Origin of the sequence: Paraburkholderia sp. IW21, from assembly GCF_041321145.1 — a bacterium.
Lineage (GTDB): Bacteria > Pseudomonadota > Gammaproteobacteria > Burkholderiales > Burkholderiaceae > Paraburkholderia.
Map to the genome: position 1 here is coordinate 709,842 of NZ_JBGGWA010000002.1, position 12,563 is coordinate 722,404.

General features: G+C 62.8%; 11 protein-coding genes. 7 read left to right on the plus strand and 4 right to left on the minus strand.

From position 1 onward, the window contains the following. Positions 1 to 75: 75 nt before the first annotated feature. The 7 genes from ACAX43_RS07100 to yacG all read left to right on the plus strand — a co-directional run bounded on the left by ACAX43_RS07100 (position 76) and on the right by yacG (position 6,934). Positions 76 to 1,380, plus strand: a complete 1,305-nt coding sequence (locus tag ACAX43_RS07100) for an HlyC/CorC family transporter (RefSeq protein ID WP_370707686.1) — start codon at positions 76 to 78, stop codon at positions 1,378 to 1,380. Positions 1,381 to 1,507: 127 nt separating this feature from the next. Beyond that, entirely contained in the window at positions 1,508 to 2,815 is a 1,308-nt protein-coding gene (locus tag ACAX43_RS07105) for a GspE/PulE family protein (RefSeq protein WP_370707687.1), read from the plus strand. Next, positions 2,812 to 4,041: a type II secretion system F family protein gene (locus tag ACAX43_RS07110; protein ID WP_370707688.1), complete on the plus strand. Its 1,230-nt coding sequence runs from the start codon at positions 2,812 to 2,814 to the stop codon at positions 4,039 to 4,041. The genes ACAX43_RS07105 and ACAX43_RS07110 overlap by 4 nt, the downstream gene beginning before the upstream one ends. A 27-nt stretch (positions 4,042 to 4,068) precedes the next feature. Beyond that, positions 4,069 to 5,010: an A24 family peptidase gene (locus tag ACAX43_RS07115; protein WP_370707689.1), complete on the plus strand. Its 942-nt coding sequence runs from the start codon at positions 4,069 to 4,071 to the stop codon at positions 5,008 to 5,010. A 3-nt stretch (positions 5,011 to 5,013) separates the two neighbouring features. Beyond that, on the plus strand, positions 5,014 to 5,616 hold the full coding sequence (gene coaE / locus ACAX43_RS07120) for a dephospho-CoA kinase (protein WP_370707690.1): 603 nt from the start codon (positions 5,014 to 5,016) through the stop codon (positions 5,614 to 5,616). 257 nt (positions 5,617 to 5,873) lie between these two features. Continuing rightward, positions 5,874 to 6,629, plus strand: coding sequence for a cell division protein ZapD (gene zapD / locus ACAX43_RS07125; RefSeq protein ID WP_370707691.1), 756 nt, complete (start codon positions 5,874 to 5,876; stop codon positions 6,627 to 6,629). Positions 6,630 to 6,730: 101 nt separating this feature from the next. Beyond that, positions 6,731 to 6,934 (plus strand): DNA gyrase inhibitor YacG, encoded by a 204-nt coding sequence (gene yacG, locus ACAX43_RS07130; RefSeq protein WP_370707692.1) that lies wholly within the window; start codon positions 6,731 to 6,733, stop codon positions 6,932 to 6,934. A 67-nt stretch (positions 6,935 to 7,001) separates the two neighbouring features. On the opposite strand, the gene ACAX43_RS07135 is transcribed toward yacG, so the two are convergent. The 4 genes from ACAX43_RS07135 to secA form a co-directional block, all read right to left on the minus strand. Next, positions 7,002 to 7,427, minus strand: a complete 426-nt coding sequence (locus ACAX43_RS07135; RefSeq protein WP_370707693.1) for an NUDIX domain-containing protein — start codon at positions 7,425 to 7,427, stop codon at positions 7,002 to 7,004. Next, positions 7,424 to 8,293, minus strand: coding sequence for an ATP-binding protein (locus tag ACAX43_RS07140; protein ID WP_370707694.1), 870 nt, complete (start codon positions 8,291 to 8,293; stop codon positions 7,424 to 7,426). Before ACAX43_RS07140 ends, ACAX43_RS07135 begins: the two co-directional genes overlap by 4 nt. 41 nt (positions 8,294 to 8,334) lie before the next feature. Further along, positions 8,335 to 9,576, minus strand: a complete 1,242-nt coding sequence (gene argJ / locus ACAX43_RS07145; protein WP_370707695.1) for a bifunctional glutamate N-acetyltransferase/amino-acid acetyltransferase ArgJ — start codon at positions 9,574 to 9,576, stop codon at positions 8,335 to 8,337. Between the two features lie 151 nt (positions 9,577 to 9,727). Further along, positions 9,728 to 12,538 carry a preprotein translocase subunit SecA gene (gene secA / locus ACAX43_RS07150; RefSeq protein WP_370707696.1) on the minus strand — a complete coding sequence of 937 codons (2,811 nt, stop codon included), beginning with the start codon at positions 12,536 to 12,538 and terminating at the stop codon, positions 9,728 to 9,730. Positions 12,539 to 12,563: the final 25 nt, after the last annotated feature.

Sequence of the window (12,563 nt, forward strand, 5' to 3'; positions counted from 1 at the left end):
ACGCCATCCAGCCTGGCGGCTAGCGCAGCCCCCTCTGCTATATTCTCTCCATCCAGTCCCTATCCTTCACTACGCGTGGAACAACTTCCCTTATGGGCGCAGATCGGCGCCGTCTTTCTGCTGCTTATCTGCTCCAGCTTCTTTTCGATTTCCGAAACGGCGATGATGGCGATCAACCGCCATCGCCTGAAACATCTTGCCAATCAGAACGCGCTCGGCGCAAAGACCACTCAAGGCCTGCTCGCGCATACCGATCAGCTGTTGAGCGTGGTCCTGATCGGCAACAATCTGTTCAATACGATCATCCCGGTGCTCACCACCTCGATCGCGCTGCATACCTTCGGCCGCAATAACCTTGTGCTGTCGATCGCGACCGGCATTGTCGCGTTCCTGATCATCGTGTTCGCGGAAATCACCCCGAAGATCGTCGGCGCGACGTTCCCGGAGAAAATCGCACTGCCGGCCAGCCTGCTGATCGCGCCGATGATGCGCATCGGCAAGCCGCTCGTCTGGTTCGTCAATCTGTTCGCGAATACCATCTTGCGGGTGCTGCATATCAATACCAAGGGTCCGCACGATCAGCGGCTTTCCACCGAAGAGCTGCGAACCATCGTGCTCGAATCCGGCAGCTTCATGCCGACCAAGCACCGCAGCATTCTGCTGAACCTGTTCGACCTCGAAAACATTTCCGTCGACGACGTGATGATCCCGCGCCGCCGCATCGAGGCGCTCGACTTCGACGCGCCGTTCGAACAGATCCTGCATCAGCTGGAAACCTGCTACCACAACAAGCTGATCGTGTATCAAGGCGACATCGACCGCGTGCTCGGCGTGCTGCACGTGCGCAAGACACTGGCTGCCCTGCACAACCAGGAACTGGAGCGCGAGACGCTGCGCGAATTGCTGGCCGAGCCATATTTCGTGCCGACCGGCACACCGGTGTTCCAGCAACTGCAGTACTTCCAGGAGAGCCGCCACCGCACGGCGCTGGTCGTCAACGAATACGGCGAGCTGCAGGGGCTCGTCACGCCGGAAGACATCATCGAAGAGCTGATCGGCGAATTCACCACGTCGATCCCGCGTAGCGCCAATTCACGGGGCGGCTGGAACGAGAGCGGCGAATGTATCGTCGCGGGCAGCATGCCGCTGCGCGAACTGAATCGCTGGCTGCAACTCACGCTGCCTACCGACGGGCCGAAAACGCTCAACGGCCTGATCCTCGAAATTCTCGAAGACATTCCCGATGGCGACGTATGCGTGCAGATCGGCGAGTTGAAACTCGAAGTGATGCGTAGCGACGACCAGGCTATTCGCACCGTCAAGCTGTTCAAACCACCCGTTCGCGGCGGCGTCAAAGCCGCCAAAGCCGTGCGCGGCTAATTCCAGCGGACAGCATTGCATAGGGCCGCAGCGCGCGCCATTAGCCGATCGGCTGAATGGCGCGCGCTGCGGCCCTACCGGATGATGGCGTCGGCGTGTTCTACAGGCGGCTCATCACCGGTCTCTCATGCAAGCTTCTATTCAACCCACGGCGTCGTTGCGGCCCGTCGCGTTCGATGGCGAAAGCGCAGCCAAACCGAAGCACAGCGCATTCACCGCCGACGCCGGCGCCCATTCCAATGTCAACTCGAGCCTCGCCGATCCCGACAACGCGCCCGCCGTTCGTCTTCTGACCGAGACGTTGCAGGAGGCAACCCGGCGCAATGCGTCGGACCTGCACGTCGAGCCGGCGGAGCACGGCTGGCGTGTGCGTTTGCGCATCGACGGCGTACTGCACGAAATCCCTCAGCCCCCTGCGCATCTGCGCGACGCATTCATCACGCGTGTCAAGGTGCTGGCGCGCATGGATATCGCCGAGCGGCGCGTGCCGCAAGACGGCAGGCTGCGCATTGCCACGTCGCCTGGCCGTATCGAAGACTATCGCGTCAATTCGCTGCCGACCCTGTTCGGTGAAAAGTTGGTGTTACGCAGGCTCGACGCGCTGCCCACCGATCTTTCACTCGACTCGCTCGGCCTCGATTCACAACAACGCGAAACTGTCGATGCCGCGATTCGCGCGCCGCATGGCCTTATGCTCGTCACCGGTCCGACCGGGAGCGGCAAGACACTATCGCTGTACTGCTTTCTGCACATGCTCAACAACGCGGCGCGCAATCTGTGTTCAGTGGAGGATCCGGCGGAGATCCAATTGGCTGGCATCAATCAGGTCAGCGTGCGCGAAAAGGCCGGCCTGACTTTCGCGGTGGCGTTGCGCGCGTTTCTCCGTCAGGACCCCGACGTGATCATGGTTGGTGAAATCCGCGACGAAGAAACCGCCGACGTCGCCGTGAAGGCCGCGCAGACCGGCCACCTCGTGCTCTCGACCTTGCACACGAACGACGCGCCTGCCGCCGTCGCGCGCCTGATCGACATCGGCGTCGAGCCGTACAACCTGGCTGCCGCACTCAGGATGGTGACGGCGCAACGGCTGGTGCGGCGGCTCTGCGTAGCGTGCCGCACACCCGCGCCGCAATCGGCGGCGGCTCTGCGAGCGGCGGGTTTCGCCGACGACCAGCTCGACGCCTGGCAACCGTATTCCGCCAGCGGATGCGCGGCCTGCCATGGCATCGGCTACCGGGGTCGTGTCGGGGTTCACCAGGTGATGCCCGTCTCCGACGCGATGCGCGAGCTGATCGTGGCGCGCGCCGGCACACATGAACTTGCGCGCCTCGCGCATGCCGAGCAGGTCGCCACATTGCGCGACGCCGCCTTGGCCCGCGTGCGCGATGGCACCACGAGCCTCGCCGAAGCACTGGCAGCCACCGAGGTCGCATGAGCACCGCGACCGCCAACCCACCGCCAGCGGCCGAGGTGCGCTTTAGATGGCGCGGCGTCGACGGCGACGGCGCACGGAGAAACGGCGCGCTCGTCGCGCCAGATGCGAGCACCGCGCGGGCGATGCTCAAACGCGACAATCTGTTCATCGTCGAACTCACGGCACGCGGGCCGGCGCCGCGTCCCAAAGCGCGCGCCGCGGACGTCACGCTCTTCACCCGCCAGCTCGCGAGCCTGCTGCGCGCCGGCTTGCCGCTCGCGCCTGCCCTGGACCTTCTCGCGCAAGCGCAGAGTTCGCGCCGGCAAGGCATGCCGCGGATCGTCGGCGCGCTGGCACGCGATATTACGGGTGGCCTGCGTTTCTCCGCTGCGCTGCAGCGGCATCCTGCGCAATTCAATGGGCTGTACTGTCAGCTTGTCGAAGTCGGCGAAGCGGCCGGCGCGCTGGCGGCCGTCCTCGCCCGGATCGCCGACGACCGCGAACGCGCCGCCGCGCAGCGTGCCAAGGTGCGCGCGGCGCTAACCTATCCGGTCGTCATCCTGCTGCTGGCGATCGCGATTACCGCCGCGTTGCTGGTGTGGGTCGTGCCGACTTTCAAGCAGATCTTCGACGGCTTCGGCGCTAAACTTCCCGCGCCCACGCAGTTCGTGCTGGCTTTGTCGGCGGGTGCGGCGCGATGGAGCGTCCCCGCAATCGTCATGATCGCCGCAGCAACCTCATCTGTGACATTTCTGCTACGACGTTCCGAAGCGGCGCGCATCCGGTTCGCGCGCTTATCGCTGACAATGCCGGTCGCCGGTCCGGTGCTGCGCACGTTATGCGCAGCCCGCTGGAGCCGCGCGCTCGGCACGTTGCTGTCGGCGGGCACACCGCTCGCCGACGCGTTCGATTCATTGAATCACGCTACCGGCAACGCTCTCTTCGACCGCGCCACCGGAGAGATTGCCGCCCGTCTAAGGCGCGGCGAACGGCTCGCCGCGGCAATGCGCGCGGCGCACTGCTTTCCACCGGAGATCGTGCAGCCGGTTGCGGTCGCCGAGGAGTCCGGAGCGCTCGACACCATGCTGATCGATGTAGCGTCATTAGCCGATCGTCAGGTAGACGAAAAGATTGGCACGCTATCGAGCCTGTGCGAGCCGCTTGTCATCATCGTGCTGGGCACGCTGGTCGGCGGCCTTGTGATCGCGATGTATCTTCCCATTATTCAACTCGGCAACGTGGTGTAGCATCGCAGCCGAATCCACCCTTTATATATGCCGGCTACTCTTCCCCTCGTGCCAGAAACTTCCTCCAGCCTGCTGTCGGGCTTGCTGCCCGGCCACATCGTTGCCGATCTCGGACTTGCGTTCGGCAGCTTGTCCGTCGGCCTGCAGATCGCCTTCGCGATCGTGTTCGGTCTTGTGATCGGCAGCTTCCTCAATGTGGTCGTGCATCGCGTGCCGATCATGCTCGAGCGTGCATGGCGCGAGGAAGTCAGCGAGGCCACCGAACAACCGCTCGAAGACGACGGCTTGCCTGCGAGCTACAACCTGTGGGCGCCGCGCAGCGCGTGCCCACACTGCGGCCATGTGCTCAATGCGTGGGAGAACCTGCCGGTTCTGAGCTATCTGCTGCTGCGCGGACGCTGCTCGGCGTGCAAGCGGCGCGTGAGCCTGCGCTATCCGTTGCTCGAAATCGCCAGTGCCGGCTTCGCGGCAGGCGCGCTCGCGCTGTATGGGCCAACCGGCATGGCGCTGGCCGCTTTTGGGCTATGCGCCGCGCTGCTCGCGATGAGCGCGATCGACATCGACACGCATCTGCTGCCTGACTCCATGACGCTGCCGCTTTTGTGGGCTGGCCTCATCGTCAATTTCAACGGCATGTTCGCGAGCCTCCACGATGCCGTGTTGGGCGCGATCTTCGGCTACCTGGTGCTGTGGGTCGTGCATTGGCTGTTCCGGCTCGTGCGCGGCGTCGAAGGCATGGGTTATGGCGATTTCAAACTGCTGGCCGCGCTCGGCGCATGGCTCGGCTGGGCGGCGCTGCCGCAAATCGTGCTGATCGCGACGGTCGCCGGCGCGGTGGTCGGACTCGTTGCGACGTGGCGCGGCCGTATGCGCTTCGAAGAGCCGCTACCGTTTGGACCGTTTCTCGCGGCAGGTGGCGCTGTTACGCTGTTTCTCGGCACACCGCTTTATCTGGCATTGGGGGGCTGAAGCATGTTTGCTGTGGGATTGACCGGCGGCATCGGCAGCGGCAAATCGACCGTGGCCGACCTGTTCGCCGCACACGGCGTGCCGCTTGTCGACACAGACCTGATCGCTCACCGCATCACGGCACCGCACGGCATGGCGATGCCGCGGATCGCCGCGGAGTTCGGCGATTCGTTTGTTGCGGCTGACGGCTCGCTCCACCGTGCCCGCATGCGCACACTGGTATTCAGCGACGACGGCGCTCGCAAACGCCTCGAAAGCATTACCCATCCGTTGATTCGTGCGGAGACGGAGCGCGAGCAACGCGAGGCGCAAGGGCCGTACGTGATCGTGGTCGTCCCACTGCTGGTGGAGTCGGGTAGCTGGAAGACCCGGGTGAATCGTGTGCTCGCCGTCGATTGCAGCGTTGAAACGCAAATCTCGCGGGTGATGAGTCGCAACGGGTTCAGCCGTGAACAGGTGCTGGCAATCATCGACCGCCAGGCCACGCGCGAGGCACGCCTCGCCGCAGCCGACGACGTGATCGACAACGACAACGCGCCGCTCGATACGCTCAAAGCACACGTCGACGCGCAGCATCGCGTATATCTGTCGCTCGCGGGCGCGTGAGCGTGACATGCCCGCGAGCGCCCCGCATAGGCGCCACGCGAGCGCCATATATGCGGCACATGCAGCCAGCGCAACCCATCTCACGCCTATCCGTTGAACTTTGTAGCGGCACGCGAGCCGAAGCACGCAGAAAACCGCCCGAAACACGTGAAAAAAGTTGCGAAAGCGCGCTGAAAAAGTGCGTGATTGCTAGGGTAGTCTCACGGCATTAGAATGTTCTGCATTCCCGTCACCGACCACGCCCGAGGCGAGCCCGCTTGATCCTTTACGAGTATCCCTTCAACGAGCGAATCCGGACGCTATTGCGCCTCGAAGATCTGTTCGAGCGCTTCACGTTCTTTCTGACTCAGGAAGACGCCAGGGAACATCACGTCGCACTGACAACGTTGTTCGAAATCTCAGAGGTTGCGGGTCGCGCGGATCTGAAGTCCGATCTGATGAAGGAGCTCGAGCGCCAACGGCAAACGCTGGCGCCGTTCCGTGGCAATCCAGGCATCGAACAGAACGCGCTCGAAGCAGTGCTCGGCGAAATCGAGCAGACCCTGACGGGGCTTTCACAGATGCAGGGCAAGACCGGCCAGCATCTGGCAGACAACGAGTGGCTCGCCAGCATCCGCAGCCGCGCGATCATTCCGGGCGGCACCTGCAAGTTCGATTTGCCTTCGTATTACGCGTGGCAGCAGATCCATCCCGATCAGCGCCGCCAAGACATCGCAAAGTGGGTCACTCCGCTGCTGCCGTTGCGCGATGCGGCAACGATCGTCTTACGTCTCGCTCGTGAATCCGGTCAGGCGTCCAAGGTCATGGCGATGCAAGGCAGCTATCAGCAGATGCTGTCAGGCCGTTCGTATCAATTGATGCAGGTAAGGGTGGCACCTGAATTGCGGATGATCCCCGAAGCCAGTGCTAATAAATATATGCTCTGGGTACGCTTCACCGTGCAGGACGGCGATTTGCGCCCGCGCGCGGTGGATGTCGACGTGCCGTTCCAACTTACCCTGTGCAGCCTTTAACGCCTGCCTTGTAGAACCGAATCTGGGGCCGCGCCTTTAAAGCGGCGAGAAGTGCCCCTATATTCAATACCTGTTCCGTTTACGATTGACTGCCTGACCGTATGCCTACTGTCGTCAAATGCCCCACTTGCGGCAAGGATGTCCGCTGGACCCCTGAAAACCGCTTTCGCCCCTTCTGCTCCGACCGCTGCAAGCAGATCGACCTCGGCGCCTGGGCCGCAGAGAAGTACAAGATCGGCGGCACGGATGAAGAAGCAGAAGCACCGTCCGATGAGTCGCCCAGCGGGGATTACAACCCGCACTGAGTGTGGTTTTGTGCAAGGCCGTGCGGGCGGGGGCGGCTAACGCAGCGCCCACTACCGCGTACCGTTCTTATCGGCTTTCCTCAGCCGCAAGCCATTCCAGCACCGGGATCGTCGCCGGCAGCAACGGCGAGACATCTGCTGGCAGCGCCTGCCAGACAAACGCCTGACCTTCGCGGCCATGCGGCTCCCCGGTCCACTCCGTCACCTTGCAGAAGAACAACCGCACATAAGCGTGCGGATAATCGTGTTCGAGCGTGTGCCAAAGGTGGCTTGCCTTGACGTCGATACCGAGTTCCTCGTGCAACTCGCGGGCTAACGCGGCCTCAACCGATTCCCCCGCCTCCAGCTTGCCCCCCGGAAACTCCCAGTAGCCTTCGTACGGCTTGCCAGCCGGGCGCTGCGCCAGCAGATAGCGTCCGTCCGGCTGAATCAGCACGCCGACGGCGACTTTCGTCACCGGACGCCCGGCGGCGTTCTTCTGCGCGTCGCTCATAGCGGGCTCTTCCGGCCCGACCAGTCGCGCGCGAATTGCCACGCCACGCGCCCCGAGCGCGAACCACGCTCCAGCGCCCACACCAGCGCATCGCCGCGCGCCGCTTCGACTTCCGCGTCGTCGCAGCCAAAATGCCGCAGCCAGTGGCCGATGATCGACAGGTAGTCGTCCTGTTTGAACGGATAGAAGCTGACCCACAGCCCGAAGCGCTCGGACAGCGAGATCTTTTCTTCGACCAGCTCGCCCGGATGAATCTCGCCGTCGGACGTGTGCTTGTACGTTTCGTTGTCGCTCATGTACTCGGGCAGCAGATGGCGGCGATTCGACGTTGCGTAAATCAGCACATTGTCCGACTGCGCGGCGATGGAACCGTCGAGCGCCACTTTCAACGCCTTGTAGCCCGACTCGCCGTCTTCGAACGAGAGGTCGTCGCAGAACACCACGAAGCGCTCCGGCCGTTGCGCGATCAGATCGACGATGTCGCCGAGATCATGCAAGTCGTCTTTGTCCACTTCGATCAGGCGCAGGCCGTCTTTCGCATACGCGTTCAGACAGGCCTTGATCAGCGACGACTTACCGGTGCCGCGCGCGCCCGTCAGCAGCACATTGTTGGCAGGCTGTTTGTGCACGAATTGACGCGTGTTCTGCTCGATCAGCCCTTTCTGGCGATCGATGTTTTGCAAGTCGTCGAGCGTAATTGCCGAGATGGCCGGCACCGGTTGCAGATAGCCGCGCCCCTGGCGCTTGCGCCAGCGAAAGGCGACCGCTACCGACCAGTCTATCTCCGGTGCGGCGGGCGGGAGCATCGCTTCGAGGCGGACGAGCACGGCTTCGGCCCGGGTCAGAAACTGTTCGAGTTTGTCCATGGCTGTGAGATAAGCGGCCAAAAGCCGCGTGATGAACCCGGTTACGAACGATAGTCGGCGTTGATACTCACGTAATCGTGCGACAGATCGCAAGTCCAGATCGTGGCTTGCGCATTGCCGCGGCCGAGTACGACGCGAATGCCGATCTCGCTCTTTTTCATGACGCGCTGACCGTCTTCTTCACGGTAGGCCGGATTGCGGCCGCCGGCAGTCGCGACCAGCACGTCGTCCAGATACAGATCGATTTTGCCGACGTCGAGATCGTCCACGCCGGCATAGCCGATGGCCGCCAGAATGCGGCCGAGATTCGGGTCCGACGCATAAAAGGCCGTCTTCACGAGCGGCGAATGGCCGATCGCGTAGGCGATCTGGCGGCATTCGCCGACGCTCGAGCCGCCTTCGACATGCACGGTCATGAATTTGGTCGCGCCTTCGCCGTCGCGCACGATCAGTTGTGCAAGGGTCTGAGCGACTTCGGTCACCGCGTCGCGCAGCGCTGCATAAGCGGGCGAATCGGTGGACGTGATCGCCGGCAGGCTCGATTTGCCCGACGCGATCAGGATGAAAGAATCGTTGGTCGACGTATCGCCGTCGATCGTGATGCAGTTGAACGAGCGGTCCGCCACGTGCTTGACCAGCGCATCGAGCACCGGTTGCGCGACGGCAGCGTCGAAGGCGAGGAAACCGAGCATGGTCGCCATATTCGGCTTGATCATGCCGGCACCTTTGCTGATCCCCGTCAACGTGACCGTATGGCCGTCGATCGTGACCTGGCGCGAGGTGGCCTTCGGCAACGTGTCCGTGGTCATGATCGCCTGAGCGGCGTCGTACCAGTTCGCTTCCTTGCGATTCGCCAGCGCGGCCGGCAGACTGGCCTTCAGACGATCGACCGGCAGCGGTTCCAGAATCACGCCCGTCGAAAACGGCAGCACCTGTTCCGGCGTGATATCGGCCAAACGCGCCAGTTCGGCGCAGGTTTCGCGCGCGTGCGCGAGGCCCGGCTCGCCGGTGCCCGCGTTGGCGTTGCCGGTGTTGATCACGAGCGCACGAATCGGCTTACCGCCGGCGCGCACGCGCTCCAGATTCTCCCGGCACACCGTGACGGGCGCGGCGCAAAAACGATTCTGCGTGAACACCCCGCCTACCGTCGCGCCTTCGCCGACGGAAATGACCAGCACGTCCTTGCGGTTCGGCTTGCGGATATTCGCCTCCGCCCAGCCCAGCGTGACGCCGGCGACGGGATGGAGTTGAGCGGGATCGATCGAGGGGAAATTGACAGCCATGGTCGCGACCTGTCGAAGAAAATGCCGGCAGGCGCCGGCATCGAGGGATCGGAAACTGATGGTTCGGGCAGGTTGCCGAACCACCGCGAAATCAACAGCAAAGCATCGTGTAAAACGACGCGGCGCGCTTGGAAGCGCGCCGCTTTCGGCATTACGCGATCTTGCCGTGGCACTGCTTGTACTTCTTGCCGCTGCCGCACGGGCACGGGTCGTTGCGGCCGACCTTCGGTACGTTGTCCACGCCGACATCCGATGCGACTGCATGCGACGAGCCATGGCTCATCGCGTCGCCGATCATCGCAGCGGTGGCCGCTTCCGCAGCGGCAGGCGCGGCTGCCGCCGCTTCGGCGAATTCGGCGTGACGGAATTCGACGTTTTCGAGGTGGCTGGCCTGCTCTTCATACTGCTCGGCCGCCTGTTCCAGCTGTTCCGGCGACTGGATCTGCACGTTCATCACCACACGGGTGACTTCGAGCTTCACCGCGTCCAGCATCGCGGCGAACAGTTCGAACGCCTCGCGCTTGTATTCCTGCTTCGGATTCTGCTGCGCGTAACCACGCAGATGGATACCCTGGCGCAGGTGATCGAGTGCGGCCAGATGTTCGCGCCAGCTGCGGTCCAGCGTTTGCAGCATGATCGAACGTTCGAACGCGCTGAACGATTCACGGCCGACCTGTTCGACCTTCGATTCGTACGCTTCGTCCGCGGCGGCTTCGACCGCTTCCAGAATCTCATCCGCGCTGATCGAGTTCGACTCGTTGATCATCTCCTGAATCGCGAGGTCGAGCTGCCATTCGTTACGCAGCACTTCCTCCAGCTCGGGCACGTCCCACTGCTCTTCAATGCTGCCGGCCGGCACGAACGGGTGAACGATATCGGAAATCACGCCACGACGCATCGCGCCGATGGTTTCGGTGATGTCGTTCGCTTCGAGCAATTCATTGCGCTGCTGGTAAATCACCTTGCGCTGATCGTTCGACACATCGTCGTATTCGAGCAATTGCTTGCGGACGTCGAAGTTGCGCGCTTCAACCTTGCGCTGCGCCGACTCGATCGAACGCGACACGATGCCTGCCTCGATCGCCTCGCCTTCCGGCATCTTCAGGCGGTCCATGATCGCGCGCACGCGGTCGCCCGCAAAAATGCGCAGCAGCGGATCTTCCAGCGACAGATAGAAGCGCGACGAACCCGGGTCGCCCTGACGGCCGGCACGGCCACGCAGCTGGTTGTCGATCCGGCGCGATTCGTGACGCTCGGTGCCGATGATGTGCAGACCGCCTGCGGTCTTCACCTGATCGTGCAGCGCTTGCCATTCGTCGTGCAGCTTCTGGATACGGCGTTGCTTTTCGTCGGCAGGGATGGCTTCGTCGAGTTCGATAAACGTGGCCTGCTTTTCGGCGTTGCCGCCCAGCACGATGTCGGTACCGCGACCGGCCATGTTGGTGGCGATCGTGACGCGTTTCGGACGGCCCGCTTCAGCGACGATCTCCGCTTCACGCGCGTGCTGCTTGGCGTTCAGCACTTCGTGCGGCAAAGCAGCCTGCTTCAGCAGATGCGACAGCAACTCGGAGTTTTCGATCGATGTTGTACCGACCAGTACCGGCTGACCGCGCTCGTAGCAATCGCGGATGTCGCGAATCACGGCGTCGTAGCGTTCCTTCGCGGTCTTATAGATCTGATCCTGCTTGTCGATCCGCTTCGGCGGACGATTGGTCGGGATCACAACCGTTTCGAGACCGTAGATCTCGTTGAATTCGTACGCTTCGGTATCGGCCGTGCCGGTCATGCCGGACAGCTTGGCGTACATACGGAAGTAGTTCTGGAACGTGATCGACGCGAGCGTCTGGTTCTCGCTCTGGATCTTGACGTGTTCCTTCGCCTCGACAGCTTGATGCAGGCCGTCCGACCAGCGGCGGCCGGCCATCAGACGGCCGGTGAATTCGTCGACGATCACCACTTCGCCATTCTGCACGACGTAGTGCTGATCCTTGAAGAACAGCGTGTGCGCACGCAGTGCCGCATACACGTGGTGCATCAGCGTGATGTTCTGCGGCGCATACAGGCTTTCGCCGTCGCCGATCAGGCCCCATTCGGCGAGCAGACGCTCGGCCTTTTCGTGGCCCGATTCCGTCAGGAATACCTGACGGCCTTTCTCGTCCAGCGTGTAGTCGCCCGGCTTTTCGACGCCCGTGCCGTCCGCCTTCTCTTCGCCGATCTGACGTTCGAGCAGCGGCGGCAGCGCATTCATGCGCACGTAGAGTTCGGTATGATCTTCGGCCTGGCCGGAGATGATCAGCGGTGTACGGGCTTCGTCGATCAGGATCGAGTCGACCTCGTCGACCACCGCGAAGTTCAGGGCTCGCTGCACGCGCGCGTCGGTCTCGTAGACCATGTTGTCGCGCAGGTAGTCGAAGCCGAATTCGTTGTTGGTACCGTAGGTGATGTCAGCGGCGTACGCTTCCTGCTTCGCGGCGTGATCCATCTGCGACAGATTGATGCCGACCGAGAGACCCAGAAAGTTGTACAGACGCGCCATCCATTCGGCGTCGCGCTGTGCGAGGTAGTCGTTGACCGTGACCACGTGCACGCCGCGCCCCGACAGCGCATTCAGATACACCGGCAGCGTGGCGACGAGCGTCTTGCCTTCGCCGGTGCGCATTTCGCCGATCTTGCCGTAGTGCAGGACCATGCCGCCGATCAGCTGCACGTCGAAGTGGCGCATTTTCAGCACCCGCTTGCTGGCCTCGCGGCACACCGCAAATGCTTCGGGCAGGAGCTTGTCGAGCGATTCGCCGCTCGCGACGCGCTGGCGGAATTCACCCGTTTTGGCGCGCAGTTGGTCGTCCGTCAATTGCTCGATCTGCGGCTCGAGCGCATTGATCGCCGTGACGGTCTTTTGATATTGCTTGACTAGCCGCTGGTTGCGGCTGCCAAAAATCTTCTGTAGAAAACCGGTGGTCATCGGATCGGTGTCTGCGTCGCGGCTT